At 67.1% G+C, this 26,405-nt stretch carries 23 protein-coding genes; 21 read left to right on the forward strand and 2 right to left on the reverse strand.

All coding sequences use genetic code 11. The features are described 5' to 3' along the window. Positions 1-36: 36 nt before the first annotated feature. The 14 genes from E5A73_RS00125 to E5A73_RS00190 all read left to right on the forward strand — a co-directional run bounded on the left by E5A73_RS00125 (position 37) and on the right by E5A73_RS00190 (position 16,848). On the forward strand, positions 37-1,416 hold the full coding sequence (locus E5A73_RS00125; protein WP_240699930.1) for a UDP-N-acetylmuramoyl-tripeptide--D-alanyl-D-alanine ligase: 1,380 nt from the start codon (positions 37-39) through the stop codon (positions 1,414-1,416). Beyond that, a complete protein-coding gene (gene mraY / locus E5A73_RS00130; RefSeq protein ID WP_135961788.1) occupies positions 1,416-2,486 on the forward strand; it encodes a phospho-N-acetylmuramoyl-pentapeptide-transferase in 1,071 nt (356 codons plus the stop codon). Before E5A73_RS00125 ends, mraY begins: the two co-directional genes overlap by 1 nt. Further along, on the forward strand, positions 2,483-3,793 hold the full coding sequence (gene murD, locus E5A73_RS00135; protein WP_135961789.1) for a UDP-N-acetylmuramoyl-L-alanine--D-glutamate ligase: 1,311 nt from the start codon (positions 2,483-2,485) through the stop codon (positions 3,791-3,793). Before mraY ends, murD begins: the two co-directional genes overlap by 4 nt. Continuing rightward, positions 3,790-5,019 (forward strand): FtsW/RodA/SpoVE family cell cycle protein, encoded by a 1,230-nt coding sequence (locus E5A73_RS00140; RefSeq protein ID WP_135961790.1) that lies wholly within the window; start codon positions 3,790-3,792, stop codon positions 5,017-5,019. The genes murD and E5A73_RS00140 overlap by 4 nt, the downstream gene beginning before the upstream one ends. Next, complete coding sequence (murG, locus tag E5A73_RS00145; RefSeq protein WP_135961791.1) at positions 5,016-6,167, forward strand: undecaprenyldiphospho-muramoylpentapeptide beta-N-acetylglucosaminyltransferase; 1,152 nt, start codon at positions 5,016-5,018, stop codon at positions 6,165-6,167. The genes E5A73_RS00140 and murG overlap by 4 nt, the downstream gene beginning before the upstream one ends. Continuing rightward, positions 6,164-7,582 carry a UDP-N-acetylmuramate--L-alanine ligase gene (gene murC / locus E5A73_RS00150; RefSeq protein WP_135961792.1) on the forward strand — a complete coding sequence of 473 codons (1,419 nt, stop codon included), beginning with the start codon at positions 6,164-6,166 and terminating at the stop codon, positions 7,580-7,582. Before murG ends, murC begins: the two co-directional genes overlap by 4 nt. Further along, positions 7,579-7,773 (forward strand): hypothetical protein, encoded by a 195-nt coding sequence (locus E5A73_RS00155; protein WP_135961793.1) that lies wholly within the window; start codon positions 7,579-7,581, stop codon positions 7,771-7,773. The genes murC and E5A73_RS00155 overlap by 4 nt, the downstream gene beginning before the upstream one ends. A gap of 139 nt (positions 7,774-7,912) precedes the next feature. Beyond that, a complete protein-coding gene (gene murB, locus E5A73_RS00160; protein WP_135961794.1) occupies positions 7,913-8,812 on the forward strand; it encodes a UDP-N-acetylmuramate dehydrogenase in 900 nt (299 codons plus the stop codon). Positions 8,813-8,933: 121 nt separating this feature from the next. After that, positions 8,934-9,857 carry a D-alanine--D-alanine ligase gene (locus E5A73_RS00165; RefSeq protein WP_135961795.1) on the forward strand — a complete coding sequence of 308 codons (924 nt, stop codon included), beginning with the start codon at positions 8,934-8,936 and terminating at the stop codon, positions 9,855-9,857. Beyond that, positions 9,854-10,753, forward strand: coding sequence for a cell division protein FtsQ/DivIB (locus E5A73_RS00170; protein ID WP_135961796.1), 900 nt, complete (start codon positions 9,854-9,856; stop codon positions 10,751-10,753). The genes E5A73_RS00165 and E5A73_RS00170 overlap by 4 nt, the downstream gene beginning before the upstream one ends. Positions 10,754-10,756: 3 nt before the next feature. After that, a complete protein-coding gene (gene ftsA / locus E5A73_RS00175) occupies positions 10,757-12,019 on the forward strand; it encodes a cell division protein FtsA (protein WP_135961797.1) in 1,263 nt (420 codons plus the stop codon). Between the two features lie 110 nt (positions 12,020-12,129). Continuing rightward, positions 12,130-13,605, forward strand: coding sequence for a cell division protein FtsZ (ftsZ, locus tag E5A73_RS00180; RefSeq protein WP_135961798.1), 1,476 nt, complete (start codon positions 12,130-12,132; stop codon positions 13,603-13,605). Positions 13,606-13,694: 89 nt separating this feature from the next. Next, positions 13,695-15,629 (forward strand): tetratricopeptide repeat protein, encoded by a 1,935-nt coding sequence (locus tag E5A73_RS00185; protein ID WP_135961799.1) that lies wholly within the window; start codon positions 13,695-13,697, stop codon positions 15,627-15,629. A gap of 52 nt (positions 15,630-15,681) precedes the next feature. Next, on the forward strand, positions 15,682-16,848 hold the full coding sequence (locus E5A73_RS00190) for a deoxyguanosinetriphosphate triphosphohydrolase (protein WP_135961800.1): 1,167 nt from the start codon (positions 15,682-15,684) through the stop codon (positions 16,846-16,848). Between the two features lie 39 nt (positions 16,849-16,887). Here E5A73_RS00190 and E5A73_RS00195 read toward each other — a convergent pair whose 3' ends face one another. Next, positions 16,888-17,163, reverse strand: a complete 276-nt coding sequence (locus tag E5A73_RS00195; protein ID WP_135961801.1) for a hypothetical protein — start codon at positions 17,161-17,163, stop codon at positions 16,888-16,890. A gap of 214 nt (positions 17,164-17,377) precedes the next feature. Between E5A73_RS00195 and E5A73_RS00200 the strand changes: the two genes are divergently transcribed. Together E5A73_RS00200 and E5A73_RS00205 are read left to right on the forward strand one after the other, a co-directional pair. After that, a complete protein-coding gene (locus E5A73_RS00200; protein ID WP_135961802.1) occupies positions 17,378-18,856 on the forward strand; it encodes a DUF1800 domain-containing protein in 1,479 nt (492 codons plus the stop codon). A gap of 3 nt (positions 18,857-18,859) precedes the next feature. Beyond that, on the forward strand, positions 18,860-20,011 hold the full coding sequence (locus E5A73_RS00205; protein ID WP_135961803.1) for a DUF1501 domain-containing protein: 1,152 nt from the start codon (positions 18,860-18,862) through the stop codon (positions 20,009-20,011). Positions 20,012-20,774: 763 nt separating this feature from the next. On the opposite strand, the gene E5A73_RS00210 is transcribed toward E5A73_RS00205, so the two are convergent. Beyond that, positions 20,775-21,098 (reverse strand): UrcA family protein, encoded by a 324-nt coding sequence (locus E5A73_RS00210; RefSeq protein ID WP_135961804.1) that lies wholly within the window; start codon positions 21,096-21,098, stop codon positions 20,775-20,777. 355 nt (positions 21,099-21,453) lie between these two features. Here E5A73_RS00210 and argS point away from each other — a divergent pair, with 355 nt between their 5' ends. The 5 genes from argS (at position 21,454) to scpB (ending at position 26,345) form a co-directional block, all read left to right on the forward strand. Beyond that, a complete protein-coding gene (argS, locus tag E5A73_RS00215) occupies positions 21,454-23,178 on the forward strand; it encodes an arginine--tRNA ligase (protein WP_135961805.1) in 1,725 nt (574 codons plus the stop codon). Further along, a complete protein-coding gene (locus tag E5A73_RS00220) occupies positions 23,179-23,901 on the forward strand; it encodes an SPOR domain-containing protein (RefSeq protein WP_135961806.1) in 723 nt (240 codons plus the stop codon). A 46-nt stretch (positions 23,902-23,947) separates the two neighbouring features. Continuing rightward, positions 23,948-24,955 (forward strand): beta-N-acetylhexosaminidase, encoded by a 1,008-nt coding sequence (nagZ, locus tag E5A73_RS00225; protein ID WP_135961807.1) that lies wholly within the window; start codon positions 23,948-23,950, stop codon positions 24,953-24,955. A gap of 68 nt (positions 24,956-25,023) precedes the next feature. Further along, positions 25,024-25,758: a segregation and condensation protein A gene (locus E5A73_RS00230; RefSeq protein WP_135961808.1), complete on the forward strand. Its 735-nt coding sequence runs from the start codon at positions 25,024-25,026 to the stop codon at positions 25,756-25,758. Beyond that, a complete protein-coding gene (scpB, locus tag E5A73_RS00235; protein WP_135961809.1) occupies positions 25,755-26,345 on the forward strand; it encodes an SMC-Scp complex subunit ScpB in 591 nt (196 codons plus the stop codon). The genes E5A73_RS00230 and scpB overlap by 4 nt, the downstream gene beginning before the upstream one ends. Positions 26,346-26,405: the final 60 nt, after the last annotated feature.

Here is a 26,405-nt window from a genome sequence, read left to right on the forward strand (position 1 = left end):
GATTTTTCTTGGCTCCTCCCTTCAGGGGAGGGGCTTGTGAGTGGCCCCCTCTGGACCTCCGACGAGATCGGCGCCGCTACGGATGGGACCGCTTACGCGTCCTTCACCGCCACCGGCGTGACCTTCGACTCGCGCGAAGTCGGCCCCGGTGACTTGTTCCTCGCGCTCAAGGGCGAGGCCACCGACGGGCATCGCTTCCTCGACCAGGCGTTTGCGCAAGGCGCGGCCGGCGCCGTGGTGTCCGAGTCGACGGCGCACCCCAATGTGCTCGTCGCTGACACGATTGCCGCGCTCGATGCGCTCGGCACGGCATCCCGCGCACGCGCGAACGGCAAGGTCATCGGCGTCACCGGTTCGGTCGGCAAGACCGGTACCAAGGAAGCGCTGTTCGCGGCGCTCGACCGCATGGACCCGGGCTGCGCGCACCGTTCGGTCAAGAGCTACAACAATCATACCGGCGTGCCGCTCAGTCTCGCCCGCATGCCCCGCGACGCGCGGTTCGGCGTGTTCGAGATGGGGATGAACCATGCCGGCGAACTGGCGCAGCTAACGCGGCTGGTGCGGCCGCATGTCGCGATGGTCACGACGATCGCGCCCGCGCATATGGGCTTCTTCGCCAGCGAGGCGGCGATCGCCGACGCCAAGGGCGAGATTTTCCAGGGGCTCGAGCCCGGCGGGACGGCAATCGTGCCGTTCGACAGTCCGCATCGCGACCGGCTGATCGCCGCGGCAAAACCCCATGCCGGGCGGATCCTCACCTTCGGGCTGAGCGATGGCGCCGATTTCCGTGCCGTCGAGCGGATGCGGACCCGCACCGGCGGGACCTTCGTCACGGCGCGCTTCGACGCGCGCGAGCTGAGCTTCACGATCGCGCAGCCGGGCGAACATTGGGTCTCCAATGCGATGGCGATCCTCGCCGCTGTCGACGCAGTGGGCGGCGATCTGGAAATGGCCGGGCTCGCGCTCGCCGAAATGAGCGGGCTCGCCGGGCGCGGCGCGCGCTTCATGGCCGAGCCGCCGGGCGGCGAAGCCCTGGTGATCGACGAAAGCTACAACGCCAATCCCGCGTCGATGCGCGCGACGCTCGCGGTGCTGGCCAGCGAGCCGGGGCGCAAGATCGCCGTGCTCGGCGAAATGCGCGAACTGGGCGAACATTCCGATGCGTTTCATGCCGGGCTTGCCGAGTCTGTCGAAGCGGCGGGGGTGAGCTATGCGATCCTCGTCGGCAAAGCGATGGGCGCGCTGGCGAATGCGCTTGAGGGTAAAGTGGAATTCGTCCATGTGCCCGACGCTGCAACCGCGCGCGAACGGCTATTTGCCGTGCTGGCGCCGGGCGATGCGGTGCTCGTGAAAGGCTCTAACGGCGTGCGTCTCTCGACGGTCGTGGCGGCATTGGCGGAAAGGGCGATGGCCTAATGCTCTACTGGATCGCGGAACAGCTGGGCTTCCCGGGCCTGCTCAATCTCATCCGCTATCTCTCGTTCCGCACCGGTGCGGCGGTGGCCACGGCGCTGCTGATCGGGCTGATCATCGGCCCCAAGTTCATCGGCTGGCTGCGCGTCCGCCAGGGCAAGGGCCAGCCGATCCGCAGCGATGGACCGCAGACCCACCTCGCCAAGCGCGGCACGCCGACGATGGGCGGGCTGATGATCCTGACCAGCCTGATGATATCGCTGCTGCTGTGGATGGACCTCGCCAATCCGCTGGTCTGGGCGTGCATGTTCGTGACCTTCGGCTTCGGCGCGATCGGTTTCCTCGACGATTACGACAAGGTCAAGAAGGCGAGCACCGCGGGGGTATCGGGCCGGGTGCGGCTGCTCGGCGAGTTCGCCATCGCCGGGATCGCCGCCTGGGTGATCATCTTGCAGACCGGCACCCAGCTCTACGTGCCGTTCTTCAGCTGGATCCACCCGGATCTCGGCTGGTTCTACATTCCCTTCGCCGCCTTCACGATCGTCGCGTTCGGCAACGCCGTGAACCTCACCGACGGGCTCGACGGGCTCGCGACGATGCCGGTGGTGATCGCCAGCATGGCGTTCATGCTGATCGCCTATGTCGTCGGCAACAAGGTGTTCGCGACGTATCTCGGCATTCCCTATGTCCACGGCGCGGGCGATCTCGCGATCTTCTGCGGCGCGATCGTCGGCGCAGGGCTCGCCTTCCTGTGGTTCAATGCGCCCCCGGCGGCGGTTTTCATGGGCGACACCGGCAGTCTCGCGCTCGGCGGCGCGCTCGGCGCGATCGCGGTTTCGGCGCAGCACGAGCTGGTGCTCGGGATCATCGGCGGGCTGTTCGTGGTCGAGGCGCTCTCGGTCATCATCCAGGTGTTCTTCTTCAAGCGTACCGGCAAGCGCGTCTTCAAGATGGCGCCGATCCACCATCATTTCGAACAGCTCGGCTGGTCCGAGCCGACGGTGGTGATCCGCTTCTGGATCATCGCGTTCGTGCTGGCGCTGGCGGGGCTCTCGACGCTGAAGCTGCGGTGATCACGAGCGGCGCCTGGCGCGGCAAACGCTATGCGGTACTCGGGCTTGCGCGGTCGGGCGCGTCGACCGTCGATGCTTTGCTTGCATCAGGCGCGAGCGTGGTCGCGTGGGATTCGAACGAAGTAGCGCGGGCTGCTTTCTCTCCCTCTGCCCTCTGGGGAGAGGGCTTGGTGCTCGCCGATCCATTGGGGATCGATCTCACCGGGTTCGAGGCCGTAGTCGTCTCGCCGGGCGTTCCGCTCAACAAGCACCCGATCGCGGCGCATGCGGCGTCTTTCGGCGCAGCCGTCATCGGCGACATCGAACTGTTCGCGCAGGCGCGCGCCGGTCTGCCGCCGCACAAGGTCGTCGGCATCACCGGCACCAACGGCAAGTCCACCACCACCGCGCTGATCGACCATATCGTCCGCACCGCCGGGCTGCCGAGCCTCGCCGGCGGCAATATCGGGCTGCCGATCCTCGGGCGCGATCCGCTGCCCGAAGGCGGCGTCTATGTCCTCGAATTGTCGAGCTACCAGATCGACTTGACCTTCACCCTCGATTGCGACGTCGCGGTCCTGCTCAACCTGACCCCCGACCATCTCGACCGCTATGGTGGGCTCGAGGGCTATGCCGCCTCCAAGGCGCGGCTGTTCGCAATGCAATCCAAGGGCCAGGCCGCGGTGATCGGCATCGGCGATGCGCCCTCCGCTGCCATCGCACGACAAGTCGCGGTATCGGGCCGCAGCGAGGGTCTCGACAAGATCGCTCCGGGCGTGTGCATGGATCAGTCGCGCTGGCCGGCGCTGCAGGGACCGCACAATGCCCAGAACGCGCTTGCCGCGATTGCCGCGTGCGAGGCTCTGGGAATCGACAAGGAAGCGATCGACAAGGGGCTGGAGACCTTCCCCGGCCTGCCACACCGGATGGAACGCGTGGCCACCAAAAACGGTGTTCTCTTCGTCAACGACAGCAAGGCGACCAACGCCGATTCGACCACCCCGGCGCTCTCGGCCTATCCGCGCGTCCACTGGATCCTCGGGGGGCGTGCCAAGACCGACAGCCTGGAAGCATGCCGCCCGGGTTTCGGCCACGTCGTCAAGGCCTATACGATCGGCGAGGCGGGCGAGTTGTTCGCATCGCTGCTCGAAGGCGAGATGCCGGTCGAACGCTCGGGCACGCTCGAAGCCGCAGTAAGGAGCGCCGCGGCGAACGCCGCGCCCGGCGACACCGTTTTGCTCTCCCCCGCCTGCGCTTCGTTCGACCAGTTCAAGGATTATGAAGCGCGCGGCCAGGCGTTCCGCGACGCGGTGAGCGCGCTCGGATGAGCGACGCCGCTGAAACCGAAAGCTCGAACAGGGATGTCCGCCGCCGGGTGAGCAAGCAACTCGGCCGCGGGAACACCACGCGTGCGGGCATGTGGTTCTGGGAAGTCGACCGCGTGTTGCTGCTGCTTGCGATGCTGCTGATCGCGATCGGGCTGGTCGCTGTCGCCGCGGCCTCGCCCGCCACCGCACGGCGCTATTCCGATGCGACCCACATCATGCCGGCAATGCACTATTTCTGGCGGCAGCTGATGTGGGTGTGCCTGTCGGTGCCGGTGCTGATCGGCGTGTCGATGCTGCCGATCACCCTCGCGCGCCGGCTCGCACTGATCGGCGCGGCATTCTTCCTCTTGCTGCTCGCTCTGGTCCCGATCCTCGGCTCGGAGGCGAACGGCGCGCGGCGCTGGATCGATCTCGGTGTCTCCGATCTCCAGCCGTCCGAATTCCTCAAGCCCTTCTTCATCGTGGCGACCGCGTGGATGCTCTCGTTCCGCGCCAAGGATCCCGAACTTCCGGTGCTGTTCATCACCGGCGGGGTGACCGCAGTGGTCGCGGTGCTGCTGATGCTCCAGCCCGATTTCGGCCAGACGATCGTGTTCGGCACGGTGTGGCTGATCCTGCTGACCATATCGGGGATCTCGGCGCTGGCGATCGGCGGGCTGATCGGCACCGCGATCGCCGGGGTGGTCGCGGCCTATCTGTTCTACGGTACTGCCCGCACCCGCATCGACAATTTCCTGTTCCCCACCAAGGAAGCCGCGCTCGCCGACCGCTACCAGGTCGACATGGCGCACCAGACCCTGAGCGCCGGCGGGCTCACCGGCGCCGGCCCCGGCAGCGGCCAGGTCAAGTTCAAGCTCCCCGAGGCGCATACCGATTACATCTTCTCGGTGATCGGCGAGGAATTCGGGCTGATCTCGTGCGCCGTCATCGTGTTGCTCTACGCCGCGATCGTCATCCGGGTGTTCATGAAGATGCTCGACGAGGAGGACGCGTTTCGCCTGCTCGCCGCCTCGGGCCTCGCCGCGCAGTTCGGGGTGCAGGCGATGATCAACATGGCGGTCAACACCGGCATCGCGCCATCCAAGGGCATGACCCTGCCATTCATCAGCTATGGCGGATCGTCGATGATCGCGCTTTCGATCGGCTACGGGTTGCTGCTCGCCTTCACGCGGCGAAACCCGTATCTGAAGCGCTCGCCATATACGGGTCGGTGGAGCAAGGGATGACGAATTCGCGCAGCTATGTTCTCGCAGCAGGCGGGACGGGGGGGCATATGGTGCCCGCCGCCGCGCTCGCGGCCGAACTGGCGAACCGGGGGCACAAGGTTTCGCTGGTCAGCGACGATCGCGGGGTGCGCTTTCCAGGATTGTTCGACGGAATCGACACGCATGTGCTGCCTGCCGGCCGGCTGGGCGGCGGACCCCTCGGCTATCTCCGCGCGGCGGGGCGTATCATGGCGGGACGCTCGATGGCGCTGCGACTGTTCAAGGAGCTGCGTCCCGCCGCGGTGATCGGCTTTGGCGGCTATCCGGCGCTGCCGGCGCTGCTCGCGGCGTTCCGCGCCGGCGTGCCGACGGTGATCCACGAGCAGAACGCCGTGCTGGGGCGCGTCAATCGCTTCGTCGCGGGACGCGTCAGTGCGATCGCCACGTCATATGACGAAGTCGAGCGGCTCAAATCGAGCTGGCAGCGCAAGACCCATCTGATCGGCAATCCGGTGCGCGAGGCAGTGCTCGCCTTGCGCGACCGGCCCTATCCGGTGCTCGACGAGGAGGGCATTTTTCGCGTGCTCGTCACCGGCGGCAGCCAGGGCGCCACCGTGCTGAGCCGCGTCGTGCCCGACGGACTCGCGCTGCTCCCGGTCCATTTCCGCCGCCGCCTGCAGGTCACGCACCAGGCGCGGATCGAGGACATCGATACGGTGCGCGCGAAATATCAGGCGCACGGCATCCCCGCCGACGTCTCGACCTATATCACCGACATGCCCGAGGCGCTCGCCTGGGCGCATATCGTCATCGCCCGCGCCGGCGCCTCGACGATCGCCGAGCTGACCGCCGCCGGCCGTCCGGCGATCCTCGTGCCGTTGCCCAGCGCGACCGACGACCACCAGACCGCGAACGCCCGCGAGATCACCAATGCCGGCGGCGCACGGACGATCCAGCAGCGCGCGTTCACCGCGACCGAGCTCGCCAAGCAGATCCAGAAGCTCGGGCTCGACACGCAGGGGCTCGAAAACGCCGCGACCCGCGCCAAGAGCGTGGGCCGGCCGCACGCGGCGAGCGACCTTGCCGATCTCGTCGAATCGATTCACGCCCCGACCGCACCGATCAAGATGCGGCGCGCGGCAATCCAGGGAAGGCTCGCACACGCATGAAGGGTGTCGCAACCGACATCGGCACGATCCATTTCGTCGGGATCGGCGGCATCGGCATGTCGGGCATCGCCGAGGTGATGCACAATCTCGGCTACAAGGTGCAGGGTTCGGACGTCGCGGAGGGCTATGTCGTGCAGGGACTGCGCGACCGCGGCATCCCGGTCGCGATCGGGCACAAGGCCGAGAATATCGGTGACGCGGCGGTAGTCGTGGTCTCCACCGCGATCGTGCGGACCAATCCCGAGGTCGAGGCCGCCTATGAGCACCGCGTGCCCGTAGTGCGTCGCGCCGAGATGCTCGCCGAGCTGATGCGGCTCAAATCCACGGTCGCGGTCGCCGGGACCCACGGCAAGACCACGACCACGTCGATGGTGGCGGCGTTGCTCGACGCGGGCGGAGTGGACCCGACCGTGATCAACGGCGGGATCATCAACCAATATGGCTCGAACGCCCGATTAGGCGACAGCGACTGGATGGTCGTGGAAGCCGATGAAAGCGACGGCAGCTTCCTGCGCCTCGACGGCACGATCGCGGTGGTCACCAATATCGATCCCGAGCATCTCGACCATTATGGCAGCTTCGACCGCGCCAAGGACGCCTATGTCGAGTTCGTCGAGAACGTGCCTTTCTACGGGGCCGCGCTCCTCTGCCTCGATCATCCCGAAGTGCAGGCGATCATCCCGCGCGTCCGCGACCGCCGGATCGTGACCTACGGCTTCGCCGCCAGCGCCGACGTGCGCGGCGTCAACGTCACGCCGCATTCCGGAGGCAATCGCTTCGAGGCGATCATCCGCAACCGCGACGGCACCACCCGCTCGATCGAGAATATCGAGCTGCCGATGCCCGGCCGCCACAATGTTCAGAACGCGCTCGCCGCGATCGGCGTCGCGCTCGAGCTCGGCATTCCCGACGTGACGATTCAGAAGGGCTTTGCCCGCTTCGGCGGGGTCAAGCGCCGCTTCACCAAGGTCGGCGAGACGCAGGGCGTGACGGTGATCGACGATTACGGCCACCACCCGGTCGAGATTCGCGCAGTGCTATCGGCTGCGCGCGAGAGCGCCGAGGGCAGGGTGATCGCGGTGGTCCAGCCGCACCGTTATTCGCGGCTCGGCAATCTGATGGACGACTTCGCCCAGGCGTTCAACGACGCCGACATGGTGCTGGTCGCGCCGGTCTACGCCGCGGGCGAAGCGCCGGTCGAGGGTGTCGATTCGGATGTGCTGGTCGAAGGGATCAAGCGCCGCGGGCATCGTTCGGTGGCGGCGGTTGCCGATGCCGATGCATTGGCGCGGGTCTTGGCCGAGATGGCGGTGCCTGGCGATATGGTGGTGTGCCTCGGCGCGGGCGACATCACCAAATGGGCCGCGGGACTGGCGCCCGCGATCGAGCAGATCCGGCAGGAAGTCGCGGCATGAGCGACTGGTTCTCCACCGCGGTCGAGATGCAGCGCGAGATTCTCCGCGCGCAAAAGGCGCAGATCGACGCCGCGCAGAAGATGCTCGATGCGGGCAAACAGATGAGCGCGCTGCAGCAAGCGGGACAAAAGGCGGCCGAGGCCAACCTCGCGGCGTGGAAGCAATGGTCCAAATTGTGGGGCTGGAAGTGAGCCGGGCAACCCACACCCCGTTCGCCCTGAGCTTGTCGAAGGGCCGTTCTCCTCTTTCTTCGTGGCCGCTTGAAGAACCGTGCTTCGACAAGCTCAGCACGAACGGGGAGAGGGAATCCCCACGGCTGCGGGCGCTCAAATGAGCGTCTGCTACGCGCTTCCGCCCGTTCGCGGAAAATTGACGCACGGCGCCCCGCTGGCGCCGCTCGTGTGGTTCAAGAGCGGCGGCGCGGCGGAATGGCTGTTCGAGCCGGCCGATGTCGATGATCTCAGCAATTTCCTGTTTGCGCTCGATCCCGCCGTGCCGGTCATGGGGCTGGGATTGGGATCGAACATGATCGTGCGTGACGGCGGCGTGCCGGGCGTGGTGGTGCGGCTCGGCAAGGTCTTTGCGAGCGTCGAGCCGGTCGATTCGACCACGCTGCGCTGCGGCGGGGGCGCGTCGGGCATCCTGGTTTCTTCCAAGGCGCGCGACGCGGGAATCGGCGGCGTGGAATTTCTGCGCTCGATCCCGGGGACGGTCGGCGGTTTCGTGCGAATGAACGGCGGCGCTTATGGCCGCGAGACCAAGGACGTGCTGGTCGATTGCGAAGTGGTCCTGCGCACCGGGGAGCGCCGGACCCTGAGCGCCGCCGATCTCGGCTACACCTATCGGCACAGCGAATTGCCCAGCGGCGCGATCGTGATCAGCGCGACCTTTCGCGGACATGTCGACGCGCCCGCGGCCATACAGATCGAAATGGATCGCATCGCCGCCGCGCGCGAGGAATCGCAGCCGCTCCGCTCCAAGACGGGCGGCTCGACCTTCAAAAACCCCGAGGGCCACAAGGCCTGGGCGCTGATCGACGCGGCCGGATGCCGCGGCTTGCGGCGGGGCGATGCACAAGTCAGCGAAAAACACTGCAATTTCCTGCTCAATCTGGGCAATGCGGCCTCGGCCGACATCGAGGCGCTGGGCGAAGAGGTCCGCGCCAAGGTGATGGCGCAGTCCGGTGTCGCACTGGAATGGGAAATTCAGCGGGTGGGGGTGGACAAGTGAGTTTCTTTTTCTGTTCCCCGGCGAAGGCCGGGGCCCAGCCCTCCAACAAGCTCGTGCGCGGTAGCGCATTCGGCGCTGCGCGCCGAGCCTGGGCCCCGGCCTTCGCCGGGGAACAGTGAAAATGTCAATCTTACCCCTCCACATCGCCGTTCTCATGGGCGGATGGTCCGCAGAGCGCGAGGTTTCGCTGATGTCGGGCAACGGCGTCGCCGACGCGCTCGAAAGCCTCGGACACCGGGTCAGCCGGGTCGACATGGAGCGTGACGTTGCTGTCAGGCTCGCCGCGCTCAACCCCGATCTCGTGTTCAACGCGCTTCATGGCACTCCCGGGGAGGACGGCGCCGTTCAAGGCATGCTCGACCTGATGGGGCTCAAATACACCCATTCGGGTCTCGTCACCTCGGTGATCGCGATCGACAAGCAGCTCACCAAACAGGCGCTGGTGCCCCACGGCATTCCGATGCCCGGCGGGCGCATGGTGCGCAGCGAGGAATTGTACGAGCGCGATCCGCTGCCGCGGCCTTATGTGCTCAAGCCGGTCAACGAAGGCTCGTCGGTCGGTGTCGCGATCGTCACTGCCGAGGGCAATTACGGCAATCCGATCGGCCGCGACGTCCAGGGCCCATGGCAGGAATTCGAGGAACTCCTCGCCGAACCCTTCATCCGCGGGCGTGAACTGACCACTGCGGTGCTCGGCGATCAGGCGCTCGGCGTGACCGAGCTCAAGCCGCGCAACGGCTTCTACGATTACGACGCCAAATATACCGACGGACTGACCGAGCACGTCTTCCCCGCCGACATCCCCGACGATGTTGCCCACGCCTGCAAGCGGATCGCGCTCGATGCGCACCGGCTGCTCGGCTGCAAGGGCTGCTCGCGTTCGGATTTCCGCTGGGACGACAGCCAAGGCACCGACGGACTGTTCCTGCTCGAGGTCAACACCCAGCCCGGGATGACCCCGCTCAGCCTCGTTCCCGAGCAGGCGCGGCATCTCGGCATTTCCTATGCCGAACTGGTCCAGCGTATCGTGGACGAGGCGCTTTGAGCCGGAGCCCCACCCAGCGCACCGCGACCCGGCGCGGCGCGACGCCGAAGAAGCGCAAGCCCAATTCGCGCCGGCCCAAGCGCCCGAGCCTGCTCGACCAGGCCGTCGCCGCGCTGCCGTTCAGCCAGGCGACGCTCACCCGCATCGCGACGTGGAGCATCGTCGGCACCGTCGGCGCGGTGGCGCTCGCCATTGCCACCTGGTTCGGGATCCCTGCGGCAACCGGCGTCGCAGTGGCCGACGTGGTCGGCGAAGTCGGGTTCAAGGTCGACGAGATCCAGATCGACGGGCTCAAGCGGATGGATCGCGACACGGTGTTCCGCCAGGCGCTCGACCAGAACTCATTGGCGATGCCGCTCGTCGATATCGCCGGCGTGCGCGAACGGCTGCTCAAATATCCCTGGGTGAAGGACGCGCGCGTCTCGCGCCGGCTGCCCAATACGCTGCGTATCTTCATCATCGAGCGCGAGCCGGCGGCGATCTGGCAGAGCCATGGCCAATTGATGCTGGTCGACCCGACCGGGGTGCCTCTCGAGCCGGTATCGACCGACGCGATGCCCGATCTGCCGCTGTTGGTGGGCGAGGGCGCCAATGCGCAGGAGCCGGCGCGGCGGAAACTGCTCGACGGCGTGCCGTCGATCAAGCCTCTGGTCAAGGCGGCGACCTGGGTCGGCAATCGCCGCTGGGACCTGACCTTCACCACCGGGGAGAAGCTCCAGCTTCCGGAAGGCGAGGAGGAAGCGGCTAAGTCCTTACGCAAATTCGCAGAGTTGGATGCGGCGCAGGGTCTGCTAAGGAAGGGAACGATCCGCTTCGACATGCGCGTTCCGGGGAATATGGTGATGCAGCGGCCGTTGGGGCAGGCGGCGGCGACCAGCGTTGAGACAGGGGAATAGACGATGGCCAAAGTTGTACCCGAAGGGTTGATCACGGCGCTCGACGTCGGATCCTCGAAAGTCTCCGCGCTGATCGCGCAGCGCACCGATGACGGCCATCTCGTCGTGCTCGGCACCGGCCAGCGCGAGAGCCGCGGCGTCAAGCGCGGTTATGTCGCCGACATGCACGCCACCGAACTCGCGATCCGCGAGGCGGTCGAGCAGGCCGAACGCATCGCCGGCACCAATATCGAGGATGTCTGGGTCAGCTTCTCGGCGGGCGGGCTGCACTCCGATGTTGTCAAGCTCGAGGCCGATCTCGGCGGCCATCGCGTCGAGCAGAGCGATATCGACGAATTGCTCAAGGCCGGCCGCGACGCGATCGATCCGCAGGGCAAGATGGTGCTCCATGCCCAGCCGACCTGCTACACGATCGACGGGCTCGCCGGAGTCAAGCGCCCGCTCGGGCTGCACGCCGACCGGCTCGGCATCGACATCCATGTCGTCTCGACCGAGGGTTCGCCGGTGCGCAATCTCGATCTGTGTGTCCGTTCGGCGCATCTCGAGGTTCGCTCGATCATCGCGGCGCCGGTGGCGACGGGCCTCGCCTGCCTGACCGACGAGGAGCGCGAGTTGGGCGTCGCATTGGTCGAGATCGGGGCGGGGGTGACCAACGTCTCGGTATTCGCCGGCGGCGTGCTTGCCGGGCTCGCCTCGATTGCGATGGGCTCGTCCGACATCACCGACGACATCGCCTCGGCGTTCGGCACCGCGCGGACCTGGGCCGAGCGGACGAAATGCTTCCACGGCTCGGCGAACCTGAGCCCGCGCGACAATCACGAGATGATCGACGTCCAGCCGGCGATCCCCGACGACGGCGCCGAAGGCCCGCGCATCACCAAGGCGCAGCTCAATGCCACAATTCGACAACGCCTCGAACGCCTAATGACCGAGATCCAGAAGGAACTTCGGAAGCTCGGCTTCCAGGATCCGATCGGCCGCCAGATCGTGCTCACCGGCGGCGGCGCCGAGCTGAAGGGCATCGCCGATTATGCCCAGCAGTCGCTCGGCAATGCGGTCCGCATCGGACGTCCGAAGGGGTTGATCGCGCTTCCCGAGGCGCATGCGGGGCCGGCCTTTGCTACGCTCGCGGGCCTTGCGCGGTTCGCTGCGGCGGATCCGATCGACTTGCGTGCGCTCGAACCTTCGAGCCAGCAGATCGTTACCAAGGCGAGCCCGGGCGCGGTTCTTCAGCGGTTGATGGCGGCGTTCCGGTCGAATTATTAAAGAAATACGACGGGCGGCTCGCTTTCCGCTAGAGTCGCCTGCAGCCATAGTGCATCAAAGCGTTCAACGGTGCCGTCCCCGTGCGATGGCGGCGCCAGGGAGATTAAGGAATGAGCATCGAATTTCTTCCGGCTGACGTCGACGAGCTGACCCCCAAGATCACCGTAATCGGTGTCGGTGGCGCGGGTGGCAATGCGATCGCCAACATGATCCGCGCTGATGTGCAGGGGGTTGAGTTCCTCGTCGCCAACACTGATGCGCAGGCACTCAAGCAGTCGTCCGCCGGGCATCGCATCCAACTCGGCGCGAAGATCACCCAGGGCCTCGGTGCCGGGTCGCGTCCCGAAATCGGCCGCGCTGCTGCCGAGGAGACGATCGACCAGGTCCAGAAGGCGCTGGAAGGCGCGCATATGTGCTTCATCGCCGCGGGCATGGGCGGCGGCACGGGCACCGGCGCGGCGCCGGTGATCGCCAAGGCCGCGCGCGACATGGGCATCCTCACCGTCGGCGTCGTCACCAAGCCGTTCGCCTTCGAAGGCCGTCGTCGCCAGCAATCGGCCGATGCCGGCATCGAAGAGCTGCAGAAGTACGTCGATACGCTGATCGTCATCCCCAACCAGAACCTCTTCCTGATCGCGAACGCCAACACGACGTTCAAGCAGGCGTTCGAGATGGCCGACGAAGTCCTCCAGCAGGGCGTTCGCGGGATCACCGACCTGATGGTCATGCCGGGCCTGATCAACCTCGACTTCGCCGACGTCCGTTCGGTGATGCAGGAGATGGGCAAGGCGATGATGGGCACCGGCGAGGCCGATGGCGACGATCGTGCGCTGATCGCCGCGCAGAAGGCGATCGCCAATCCGCTGCTCGACGGCGTTTCGATGAACGGCGCGAAGGGCGTGATCGTCTCGATCACCGGCGGCGAGGATATGCGGCTTCTCGAAGTCGACGAAGCTGCGAACCATATCCGCGAATTGGTCGATCCCGACGCCAACATCATCTGGGGCTCGGCGTTCAATCCTGACCTCGAAGGCAAGATTCGCGTGTCGGTCGTCGCGACCGGAATCGATGCCGATGCGCAGGCCCGCGCCACGCCGGCAATCGAACAGCCGCGCGTCTTCTCCTTCGCGACTCCGCGCCGCGGCGCCGCTGCTGCGGCGTCCGAGCCCGCGTCGCCTGCGGCGGAACCTGGCTTCTCGGAGCCGAGCTATGCCGCCGAGGAAGCGCCGGAGCTGGCATCGGAGCCGTTCGAGCTCGAGGCGCCTGACGCGATCGCGCCCGAGCCGGCAACAAGCTACGAGGATGCCAGTGACCCGGATGAGCTGCTTCTCGGCGAAGCGAGCGCGGTACCACTCGAGGCACCCGAGTCAGAGGCGGCACCTGCTCCCGAGCTCACCAGCCGTCGCCGCTGGCTGACCGGCGGTGGCGATGAAGAGCCTGCACCCGAGGCCAAGCCCGCGGGCCGCCGCGCCGGCGGCACCTTGTTCGAGCGGATGGCCTCGCGCGGCGCGGCAAAGGCGCCCGAAGACGACGACAAGGATCCGCTCGATATCCCGCGGTTTTTGCGCAGCCAGAACAACCAATAGGCATTCGTCGCCGGCGGCTCTCGCTTCGGCGAGGCCCCGGCGACGCGTCATTGGCGGTTCAGCCAATGGCGTGTCTGGCTGATCGCTTGATGAAGCAGATACGATCCCTGCGGCCGATCGCGCTGGCCCTCGCTTTTGCGGTGGCGGGCGGCGCGCCGGCCTTCGCGCAGACCGGGCTGATGCCCGCCCCCAACCCCGAAGCCGACCGGCTTGCGCAAGAGATGCGCGTGCTCGCCGCCGATCCGCGCGACGTGCGCGCATTGCTCGAGGCCGGCAATCTGAGCGCGCGGCTCGGCGATACCGCGGCCGCGCTGGCATTCTTTGCGCGCGCCGAGACGATCGACCCGACCAATCCGGGCATCCTCGCCGGCCGGGGCGCGACGCTGGTGCGGATGGAACGGCCAGGCGAAGCGCTGCGGCTGTTCCAGGCGGCCGAGGCGCGCGGACTTTCCGCCCGCGAATATGCCGGCGATCGCGCCTTCGCTTACGATCTGCTCGGCCAGCCTGGCCTTGCCCAGGCCGACTATAAGCTGGCGCTGCAACGGCAGAGCGACGACGAGACCGTGCGGCGCTACGCGCTGTCGCTCGGCATTTCGGGCAATGTCGAGGAGTCGATGCGTCAGCTCGATCCGCTGCTGCGCAAGAGCGACCGTGCGGCGTGGCGCGCGCGCGCCTTCATCCTGGCGATGAACGGCGACATGCCCGGCGCCGAGCGGATCGCCGCGAGCATGATGCCGGGTAATATGGGCCATTCGCTCGCGCCCTTCTTTCGCCGCCTCGCCAATCTGGCGCCGGCCGATCGCGCCTTTGCAGTACATTTCGGCCAGCTCTCTCCCAGCGCGGTGCGGCTCGCCGATGCGCGCCAGGCGCCGCCTTTGCCGCAATATGTCGCGTCGACGCGCCCGGCACAGGTGGCGCAAGCTGTGCCCCAGCGCACGCAAGTTGAGAAGCCAAAGCGCGACCGCCGTTCCCGCCGCGAGCGCGAGCGCGACGCGCGCGAAGTCGCGCCGCCCGCGCGTCGCGTCGCCGAGCAGCCGGCGCCCGTCCAGACCGCGGTGGCTGCGCCTTTGCCGGGTCCGCCCAGTCTCGCCCGCCCGGCGGTGCCGCTGGTCCAGCCATTGCCGGCGCCGCGCGCCGAGGAGATCGATGCGCCGATCCGCCAGCCGGCCGCGCCCGTCGTCGCGCGCCGCGAAACCCCGCCGCCGGCTCGCACCACGATCGCGGCGCCAGGCCAAGGCAGTCCTGGTGCAGCATCGGTGGGGGATACGGCGCGAACCGAAGCCCCGTCCGCGGCACCAACCCCGGCGGCGGCTGCGACCAGTGTCGCTGCTGCCCCCGAACGGCAGCCGGTGGAGATGCTCCCCGAGGCGGCACGTCCGGTGCAGGGTGAGGCTAATGCGACGCCCGCTACCGCCGTCGCGACAAAGCCCGAACCCGCGCCGCCGGGGCCCGTCCGGATCGGCCAGGAAGATTCGGTACTCGCCTCGATCGTCGCCGGCATCACCATTCCTGCCGAGGAGCTTCAGGTCGTCACCGCGGTTCCGGTCGATCCGGTCCCGGAGCCGGTGCGTATCGCCGCAGCCCCGGCGCCCAAGCCTGTCGCGGTCAAACCCACTGCGGCCAAGCCGGCTGCCAAACCCAAGCCCGAGCCGGTCAAACCGGATACCGCCAAGGCCAAGGACGTCAAGAAAAGCGAATCCGCCAAACCCGACCCGAAGGCCAAAAAGCCCGAACCAAAGCCCAAAAGCGAGCCCGCGCGAATATGGGTGCAGGTCGCTGGCGGTGCCAACGCGGCGAGCCTGCCCAAGGCATGGAAGACCGTGACTGCGAAGGCGCCGGCGGCGTTCAAGGGCAAGTCTGCCTGGTCGACGCCGTTGCGCGCGACAAACCGCGTGCTGACCGGTCCATTCAAGACCCCGGCGGAGGCGCAGGCCTTCGTCAACACGTTGCGCAAGTCGGACGTGTCGGGCTTCGTGTTCACCAGCGAGGCGGGGCAGAAGGTGACCAAGCTCGGCGCGGAGTGAGGGACGATCGAAGCCTTCGACAAGCAGTGCGCCAGCCGCTAGGGCCCGTCCCGTGACAGCGATTTCCCCCTGGGCGAGCACACCGGAACGAAGCCGCGGCCGCCTTCACGGAGAACAAAGCGGGACTGTGCGCGGACCCCGTGACGTCTTCCAGCGCGACCGCGACCGGATCATCCATTCGATCAGCTTCCGCCGGCTGCGCCACAAGACCCAGGTGTTCATGGCGCCCGATGGCGATCATTTCCGCGTGCGGCTGACCCACAGCCTCGAAGTCGCGCAGATCGGGCGGACGATCGCACGCGCGCTGGGGCTCAACGAGGATCTGACCGAGGCATTGTGCCTCGCCCACGACATAGGCCATCCGCCCTTCGGGCATGCCGGCGAGGACGCGCTGGAGGCGGCACTGCGCGGGCAGGGTGGGTTCGATCATAACGGCCACACGCTGCGGACGCTGACCGAGCTGGAGAGTCCCTACCCGGCGTGGAACGGGCTCAACCTCAGCTGGGAGACGCTGGAGGGGCTCGCCAAGCATAACGGGCCGATCGCCGCGCCCGAATGGGCGCTTGCCGCCGCGGATGCGCAATTCGATCTCGACCTGGAGTGCTGGCCTTCGCTCGAGGCGCAGGTCGCCGCGCTTGCCGACGACATTGCCTATGACAATCACGACATCGACGATGGGCTGCGCGCCGGGCTGCTCAGCCTCGATCAGTTGATGCAGGTGCCGATGATCGCCGATGGCTGGCGACAGGTTGAAAGCAGGTACCCGGGCGTGCCCGCCAAGCGGCTGATGGGAGAGCTGATCCGCTCGCAGATCGGCGAGATGGTCAACGATCTGATCGGGTCGACTCAGGCACGGCTGACCGGGGGCGGGATCGAGACCATCGAGGATGTACGCGCCGCGGGTCGCTGCCTCGTCACCTTTTCCGACGCGATGCGCGACGCCGAGCGCGGGCTCAAGCGCTTCATGTACGCCAATCTCTACCATCATCCGAGCCAGCTCGCCGCGGCACAGGCGGCGCATGACGTCGTCGCGGGATTGTTCGCGACTTATGCCGCGGATCCGGCGCGGATGCCTGCCGAGTGGCGCGAGGTGCTGCCTGCCCACGAGCCATGGCGCAGCCGGCACATCGCCGACTTCATCGCGGGGATGACCGATCGCTATGCGGTTGCGCGCTATCGCGAAGGCGTCGGGCCGATCGACTTGCCCGAGGGGTTCTGATCCGGAAGGGGCCTCGCGGACGAAGGCCCCCCGGACAACTCAGCGCTGCGCGACGAGGACGGACGCGCCCTGGCGCTTCGGCGTGCGGAATGCGACGCGGGCGCCGCCCGCATAGCCCTGCACCCAGTCGCCCTTGACGACGAAGCGGAACTTGCTGCCCGTCGATGCCTTGCCTTCGAGGACGAGGCCCGCGTCGCTCGGCGTCGAGGTATAGGCGTAGGTGACGCCTTCGTGCGTGAACACACGCTCCTTGGCAGTGGCGGGGGCGGCGAAAACGATGGTAGCGGCGGCAGCCGCGGTCAGAAAACGTGTCACGATCTACTCCTTCAAAATGCGCGAAAGAGCCGGACCGGCATCCCTGTTTGTCTTGTTCTGTTCTCGAAACGAATAATGCTGCAGTGCAGCAAAAACGACAATCGCAAAGCGCGTCAGGGGCGGTTGCAATCCGTGCATCAATCGGGACGAACTGACGGCGTGACAAACTTCTGCGACAAGTCCTGCCTATCATCGAGATAGGCGTTGAAAAGGAATGGCAGTGGCCAGGGCAAGCATTGCGCTCAATCGGTTCGGTCTCGGCGGTCGTCCGGGTGATATGCCCGGTGACGATCCGGCGCGCTGGCTGATGGCGCAGTCCGACCGCTATCAAGCGCGTCCGCACGCGATCGCCGCGCTGGTCTCCTCCAGCCGGATCGTCGGCGAGCTCGTCGAGTATCGGCGCGCGGTTCGCTCGGCGCGGCGAAGCCGGAGCGTGGCCACCAGTCCCGAGAGGGACACCGACCCCGGGATGCGCAGCTCTGCGATGCAGCCGATGCCGGAGCGCGGCGAGGATGCCACTGATCCCGTTGCGAAGATCCGCCGCGCTGCGCGATTGCAGGCCCGCGATCATTATGCCGGCGCGGTTTCGGCACGGGCGCTGACCGCGCTCAATTCCTCTGCCCCGTTCGTCGAGCGGCTGGTCTATTTCTGGGCCAATCATTTTGCGGTCTCGGCGGACAAGCTCGAGATGGTCGGGCTGGCCGGGAGCCTGGAATTCGAAGCGGTGCGGCCGCACGTGCTCGGTACTTTCGGGGACATGCTCCATGCGGTCGAGCGCCACCCGGCAATGCTGGTTTATCTCGACCAGGCGCAATCGGTGGGGCCGAACAGCGCGTTTGGCCAAGCGGGCGGCAGGCGCGGGCGGAAAGCCGGGCTCAACGAGAATCTCGCGCGTGAGATCCTGGAGCTGCACACGTTGGGGGTGCGTACCGGCTACAGCCAGGCCGACGTCACCGAATTCGCGCGGGCGATGACGGGCTGGACCGTAGCGGGTTTGGGGCGCGGCCCTGCCGACGCGGAGACTGGCGGGGTGGGCAGTTTCGTCTTCGCGCCGCGACTGCACGAGCCGGGCACGCGGACGATCCTCGGCAAGAGCTGGGCGCAGCTGGGCGAGGCGCAGGCGGCGTCGGTACTCGACTTGCTCGCAACGCATCCTGCTACCGCACGCCACATTGCCACAAAGCTGGCGCGCCATTTCGCGGGTGACGCGCCGCCGCCGGCGCTGGTCGCCAGGCTCGAGGCGGCGTTCCTGCGTTCGGGCGGCGACTTGCCGACACTCTATCGCGCGCTGGCCGAGGCGCCCGAATGCTGGGTGCCGCAGCCGATCAAGTTCAAGTCGCCCTGGGAATGGACAATTTCGGCGCTCCGGGGGCTGGGTGCCGCGCAGCTGCCGCCAATGGCGATGAACGGGCTGATGACTCAGCTCGGCCAGCCGGTGTGGAAGCCGGGTTCGCCCGCGGGCTGGGACGATGTCGCGGCCGGCTGGGCGGGTCCCGATGCAGTGATGCGCCGAGTCGAGGTGGCCGAGCGGCTGGCGCAGCGTACGCGCGACACGGTCGATGCGCGAAAGCGCGCCGCCGAGCTGTTTCCAGAAACCTTGAGCGAGAATACGGCGCAGTCGATCGCGCGCGCCGAAAGCCCGGGGCAGGGCGTTGCGCTGATGCTCGTCGCCCCCGAATTCATGCGGAGATAGCAGATGATCACGCGTCGCAGCTTCGTGGCACTGGGTGCTTCCGCGGTTCTCTCTTCCGGACTTGGCGCGCGCATGGTGCTGGCCAAGGCGGCTACCGAGCGCCGCTTCGTGTTCATCATCCAGCGCGGCGCCGCCGATGGGCTGGGAACGCTCGCCCCGGTCGGCGATCCGGCGTTCCTGAGCCAGCGCGGCGTGCTCGCCGAAGATTTCGCGACGGCGCCGAAGCTCGACTCGCTGTTCGCGCTCCACCCGGCGATGACCAACCTTCACGGGCTGTGGCAGGCGAAACAGGCATTGTTCGTCCATGCGGTCGCCTCGCCCTATCGCGAACGCTCGCATTTCGACGGACAGAACGTGCTCGAGACCGGCGGCAGCAGCGCTTATGCGCTCAAGGACGGCTGGCTCAACCGGCTGCTCTCGCTGCTCCCCGCCGACGACAAGGCAATCGCGCTTGCTGCGACGATACCAATGGCGTTGCGGGGGACGGTCGAAGTGGCGAGCTATGCCCCTTCGGCGCTGCCCGACGCTTCGGACGACCTGCTGGCGCGGGTATCGGCGATGTACCGTGATGATCCGGCGCTCCACGCGATCTGGGAGCAGGCGATCGCGACTCGGATGCTGACCAGCGACCTTGCCGGCGACAATGGCCGCAACGCCGCCGCGACGGGCGCGCTCGCCGCCAAGCTGCTGGCCGCCGAGGGTGGAGCACGGATTGCAATGATCGAGACCGGCGGCTGGGACACGCATGCCCAGCAGCGCGGCCGCCTGGCGGGGCAGCTCAAGGGGCTCGATGCGATGATCGGATCGATCCGGCAGGGGCTGGGCCCGCTCTGGGCGGATACGATGCTGGTGGTCGCCACCGAATTCGGGCGCACGGTCAAGGTCAACGGAACCGGGGGCACCGATCACGGCACCGGCGCGCTGGCGATGCTGATGGGCGGCGCAGTGAATGGCGGGCATGTGATCGCGGACTGGCCGGGGCTTTCCGATACAGCGCTGTACGAGGGCCGCGACCTCCGGCCGACGACGGGGCTGGACACGCTGATCAGCAGCGCGGTGGCGTCGCATTTCGATCTTCTGCCGGCGCGGACGACGCGGAAGCTGTTCCCCGACATGAAGAGCGCGGGGATGATAAAGGACCTGGTGCGGGCCTGAGCCGGGATGACGCCGCGCTGGGTGATTGACTCCGCTTGACTCGAAAATGGGTTTTTTCGCCGACGCGGCAGGTTTGCGCCAAGAAAGCGCCTGCGACGCGGCGGGTACGCGGCACTTGCGCACCACCGACGCGCCTCCGACGCTACCTGCACGCGCCATGCGCGCGGCGGCGACGCGACACTTGCGCGGCATCAGGGCTACAGCGACGCGGCGGTCAAGCGTCAGACCGGCAACACCGGCGTGCCGGTGCGGAGGACGAGCCGGGATCGCTGGCGTTCGATTAATGGCGCGCCGTTGTCGCATGATTCGAACGAAAGCAGAACAAATCCTACTTTACCAGCGGATCTGCGATGTCGGCTTCCGCTCCGATAGCGGACCTGCTCCGTTTAACGGGACCCAGCCGGATCGTGACCAAGCACTGCCGCGCTAAGAAGCCGCTTGAGTGTCGGCCAGTATGGCCGATGGGGCTCGGTAGCGGTACGACCTTGGATCGCTCGCCTGAAGCCAAGAGGGTTGAAGGACAGATAGATCTCGCGCTCCTCGGGGCTGACGAGAACGCCGCGCGACCATGCGGCGGAGTACCAGACCCATTGTCCTCCAACCTGATTGAAGGCCGTGCCTAACAGTTGCCGCCGTCGATCGCTCATGCCCCCAGCGTACTACTAGCGACGTCCGCTTTCCACCAATAGCGGCCATTCGCGGCGCGCCGCAGCGCGCGCTCCCTGTGCCTGCAGTTCCGCTTCGGGCGGGAAACCTTGAGCCACTATTTGCCGCTTCGGACTGCGTGATAAGCACGACGCACCCGGTTCGGCATACGCTGGAGGAGCATGAGGCGCGCAGCTCCAGGACAATTCTGAGCGCTGGCAAGCCTGACGTCGAAAATCATCCTCTTGTCCTGAGGGTCATAGCTCTTGCAGAAGTCCGCCGCGGATCGCGCAACGCGCATGGCCAGTTCGGTTTGGCCCTCTCCCGTTTGCAGCTGGAGATCATGATAGGCGACCACCATGACCGGGACCGGCCGATCTGCATCCCCGGGGCTGACGCAAGCTGCCGCACCAAGCAAAGGAAACAGCGCTAGAATTTTCATGACAGCCACCCGTTGCGATTACATCTGTAGTCGCACTACTGACTACGTCTGTAATCGTCAACGGATTGCTCGTCTCGGGTCGGGACCCATCGATCCTAGCCAAAGACGATGGTGGCTGCGGGTGCGACGGCGGAGAGGAAAGTCGTCAGACATTCGGCGACGCCGCAGCGCGCGCTCCTAGACCCGCCGTTTCGCTTTCGGGCGAGGAAAGCGGCCTGTTCGAAAGCGCGCCCGAGGTCAGATCGACGGCCGCTGTCCACCAACAGCCGCCGCCCGCGAGCCGCATCCTCCGCGCCAATTGTCCCCACGCGCCCCATCCGCTAAGGCGCGCCTCTCGTTCACTGTTGGAAACGCAATGACTCTCTACGCCCGTTTTGCCGCGCACCTTGATGCCGCCCTCGATGTGCTCGTCGCCGCTGGCGATCTGCCCGCCGGGCTGGAGCGGCGCGCGGTCACGGTCGAGCCGCCGCGCGACGTCACGCATGGCGATCTCGCGACCAACGCGGCGATGGTGCTCGCCAAGCCGGCTGGGACCAATCCGCGCGCGCTGGCGGAGAAGATCGCGGCCGAGCTGGAGAAGCTCGACGAGGTGTCCGCCGTTTCGGTAGCGGGTCCCGGGTTCATCAATTTGACGCTGACCGACGACACCTGGCGCGGCGAGCTGGACGAGATTCTCTTGGCCGAAGGCGAGTACGGCCGCTCGGCGCTTGGCGCGGGCGCGACGGTAAATGTCGAGTACGTCTCGGCCAACCCGACGGGCCCGATGCACATGGGGCATTGCCGCGGCGCGGTGGTTGGCGACGCGCTGGCGACTTTGCTCGAATTCGTCGGCCACAAGGTGGTGCGCGAATATTACGTCAACGATGCCGGGGGGCAGGTCGATGTCCTCGCGCGCTCGGCGCATCTGCGCTACCGCGAGGCGCTCGGCGAGACCATCGAGATCCCCGAGGGCCTTTATCCGGGCGAGTATCTCAAGCCGGTCGGCGCGAAGCTCGCCGCCGAACATGGCGACAGGTTCGTCGGCAAGCCCGAGGAGAAGTGGCTCGCGCCGTTCCGCAAGGAAGCGGTTGCCGCGATGCTGGTGATGATCAAGGCCGACCTCGCCTTGCTCGGCATCCATCATGATCTGTTCTCATCCGAGGCGGAATTGCAAGCAGCTGGCAAGCCCGAGGCGGCCGAGGCGTGGCTGCGCGCGCGCGACCTGGTCTATGACGGCGTGCTCGAGGCGCCCAAGGGCGAGACCTCCGAAGATTGGGAGCCGGTCGAGCTGCCGCTGTTCCGCAGCACGCAATTTGGCGACGACCAGGATCGCCCGATCAAGAAGTCGAACGGGCAATGGACCTATTTCGGTGCCGATCTCGCCTATCACTTCCAGAAGGCGCAGTCGGCCGATCAGCTGATCGACATCTGGGGCGCCGATCATGCCGGGACGGTGAAGCGGATCGTCGCCGCAGTACAGGCGCTGACCGGCGGCAAGACCCGGTTCGACGTCAAACTGGTGCAGATGGTGCGGCTGCTCCGCGCCGGCGAGCCGGTTAAAATGTCCAAGCGTTCCGGCAACTTCGTGACGCTTGCCGATGTCGTGAATGAAGTCGGCAAGGACGTCGTCCGCTTCACCATGCTGACGCGCAAGGCCGATGCCCAGATGGACTTCGATTTCGCCAAGGTTGTCGAAGCGTCGAAAGACAATCCGGTCTTCTATGTGAACTATGCCCATGCCCGGATCGCGTCGCTCCACCGCAAGGCGGCGGAGGCGGGGATTTCGTGCCCGAGTGCCGATCTGTCCCTGCTTGATACGGAAGAGCTGGCGCTGGTGAAGCTCGCAGCGCAGTTCCCACGCGTCGTGGAGGGTGCTGCGCTGGCTCGCGAACCGCATCGAATTGCCTTCTATCTCTATGACTTGTCGGCGGCTCTCCACGCGCTGTGGAATGTCGGAAACGACCGCCCGGAGCGCCGCTTCCTGCTCGCCGATCAACCGCAGCTCACTTGTGCGCGGCTGTTCTTGGCGCGCGGCGTGGGACAGATTATCCGTAATGGGTTGGGCCTCATGGGTGTAGAGGCCGTGCAGGAGATGCACTGAATGAACGCGCGGACAGGCGACTATGAGGAGCAGGATCGTCTTCCCTGGCTGGAAACGGCCGAGGAGGAGTATCCGCAGGACCATTCGGTCGCCCGCTTCATGCTGCTGGCGGTGCTGGCGATCGCCGTCATCGGCTTCATCGCGGTCGGCTATCTCTGGTATCAGCGCGCACAGGGCGTCAGCGAAGGCAATGGCGCGCTGATCAAGGCGCCGGCCGGCGCGTATAAGGTCAAGCCCGACGAGCCCGGCGGCATGAAGGCCGAAGGCGAGGGCGATAGCGTGTTCGCGACCAGCCAGGGCGCGGCGAGCAATTCGAGCATCAATGTCGGCGCGATCGCCGAGGCGCCGGTGCAGGGCACGCGCGCCGCGGCGACGGGCGGCAGCGCGCCGGGGACCAAGACCGTCAAGCTCGCGGTCCCCAGCACGACGACCACGGGTTCGAGCGCGACCGCTGCCGGCGCGCGACCGGCGGCGGCGCGTCCGGGCTCGGGCGCGCTGATCCAGCTCGGCGCCTTCCCCGACGAGGCGGGCGCCAATTCCGCCTGGGCGCGGCTGTCGAAGCGGTTCGGCTACCTCGCGCCGCTCGGCAAATCGGTCGAGCGCGGCGATGCGAACGGCCGCACGGTCTGGCGGCTGCGCGTCAATGCCGGCAGCAACCCGCAGGCGCGCGAATTGTGCGGGCGGCTGAAGGTCGCCGGCGAGAATTGCTTCATCGCGAATTGAGGGGAGGGCCTTTCCGGGCCGCGGCGGGCTGGTCTAAGGCGGGATCATGAAACCCGTCATCTTCGGCCTTTCCGGCCACGAACTGACCGCGGACGAGCGCGCCTTCTTCAGGGACGCCGATCCGCTCGGTTATATCCTGTTCAAGCGCAATTGCGGCCATGTCGTGCAGATGAAAGCGCTGACCGACAGCCTGCGCGACCTGTCCGGGCGCGACGATCTGCCGATCCTAATCGATCAGGAGGGGGGGCGCGTCGCGCGGATGGTGCCGCCCGAATGGCCGGATTTTCCCGCCGGCGCGGCGTTCGATGCGTTGTACGAAGTGGGGCCGATCTCGGCGATCGAGGCGGCGCGTGCCAATGGTCATGCGCTGGCGATGATGCTGGCCGAGGTCGGCGTGACGGTGAATTGCGCGCCTTTGCTCGACGTGCGCCAGGCCGACGTCACTCCCGCGATCGGTGACCGTGCGTTCGGCGGCGATCCGATGCGCGTCGCGGCGCTGGGCAAGGCGATGCTCGAGGGGATGCGGCGCGGCGGCGTGGTCGGCGTGGTCAAACACATGCCCGGACACGGCCGGGCGCTGGTCGATAGCCATCACGACTTGCCGCGCGTAACGGCCGACGCCGCCGCGCTGGAGGTGGATCTGGAGCCGTTCATGCGGCTGAGCAATGCGCCGATGGGGATGACGTGCCACGTCGTGTTCGACGCCTGGGATGCCGAGCGTCCGGCGACGCTATCGCTCAAAGTCATAACGGAGATCATCCGCGGCCGGATCGGGTTCGACGGGCTGCTGATGACCGATGACATCGACATGAAGGCGCTGTCGGGCACGGCGGGCGAGAAGGCGGCGCTGGCGCTCGCCGCGGGGTGCGACGTGGTGCTCGATTGCTGGGCGCGGATGGACGAGATGGTCGAGATCGCCGGGTTGGTCGGAGATGCGACGCCGGAGTGCCTGGCGCGGCTCGATCGGGCGATGGCGACGATTGCGGGCAGCCCGGACGAAGCCGATTTCGGCGCGCTGGTGGCGAAGCGGGACGCATTGCTGGCGCTGGCCTGATCATCGCCCTCTCTCCTGAAGGGAGGGATAGGATGACAGCCGACTACTGCTCTGCTTAACTCTCCCCAATGGAAGCCGCTCCTCCCGACACCCTCACGATCGACATCGACGGCTGGGAGGGGCCGCTCGACCTGCTGCTCGCGCTGGCGCGCAGCCAGAAGGTCGATCTGCGGCAGATTTCGATCCTCGAGCTGGTCGAGCAATATCTTGTCTACGTGAACGCAGCGCGCGCGTTGCGGCTCGAACTGGCAGCCGATTATCTCGTGATGGCGGCGTGGCTGGCCTATCTCAAATCGGCGCTGCTGCTGCCGCGAAACCCCGAGGAGACGCCAAGCCCCGAGGAACTGGCGCTGCGGCTCCAGCTGCGGCTGGAACGGCTCAATGCGATGCGCGAGGCGGGCGCGCGGCTGGTGGCGCGCGATCGGCTGGGCCGCGACGTCTTCCTGCGTGGGAGCCCCGAGGGGCTGCGCGTGGTGCGCAAGGGGCGATACGAGGCCGAGATCTACGATCTGATTGCCGCTTATGGCCGGATCAGCGCGCGGACGCGGCCGGTGATGCATGTCGTGGCGCAACGCGACGTGATGACGCTCGAGGAAGCGATCGAGCGCGTCTCGACGCTGATCGGCGCGCGGATCGAGTGGAGCGCGATCGAGACCTTCCTGCCCGAAGGCGCGCGGGGCATGTATCGCAAATCGGCGCTCGCTTCGTCCTTCGTCGCGGCGCTCGAACTGGCGCGGCAGGGGCGGCTCGAGCTCCGCCAGAAATCTGCCTTCGCGCCGCTCTATCTCAAGGCGAGCGCATGACGCCGCAGGACGATCTTGGCCGCGCAGTGGAAGCCGTGCTGTTCGCCGCAGAGCAGCCGATGACGATCGAAGAGATCAAGGCGCATGTCGGCAGCCAGGCCGATGTCCGCGGTGCGCTGGCGGGGCTGGAAGCCCTTTATGCGGGGCGTGGGATCGAGCTGGTCCGGCGCGGCGAGCGCTGGCATTTCCAGACCGCCGCCGATCTGGCGCATCTGCTCCGCCGCGATCGCGAGGAGGCGCGCAAGCTGAGCCGAGCCGGAATCGAGACGCTGGCGATCATCGCCTATCACGAGCCGGTCACCCGCGGCGAGATTGAGGCGATTCGCGGCGTCCAGATCTCGAAGGGAACGATCGACGTGCTGATGGAAGCGGGCTGGGTGCGGCCCGCCGGTCGCCGCGAAGTCCCGGGACGCCCGCTGACCTATGCGACCACCGCCGGCTTCCTCAGCCAGTTCGGGCTCGCCACGCGGCGCGACTTGCCGGGGATCGACGATTTGAAGGCGGCAGGGCTGCTCGATCCCGTCGACCTCGCTTTCGAAGCCGAGCTCGAGGGCGAGGCGAGCGAAACTGTCACGGAAGACGAATAGGGCTCGCCAACCGATTCGCCGGGCCGCGGTGCTAGCCGTTGCCCCGGACGCGCGCCGCGC

This window comes from Sphingomonas gei (genome assembly GCF_004792685.1).
In the GTDB taxonomy this organism is placed as follows: domain Bacteria; phylum Pseudomonadota; class Alphaproteobacteria; order Sphingomonadales; family Sphingomonadaceae; genus Sphingomonas; species Sphingomonas gei.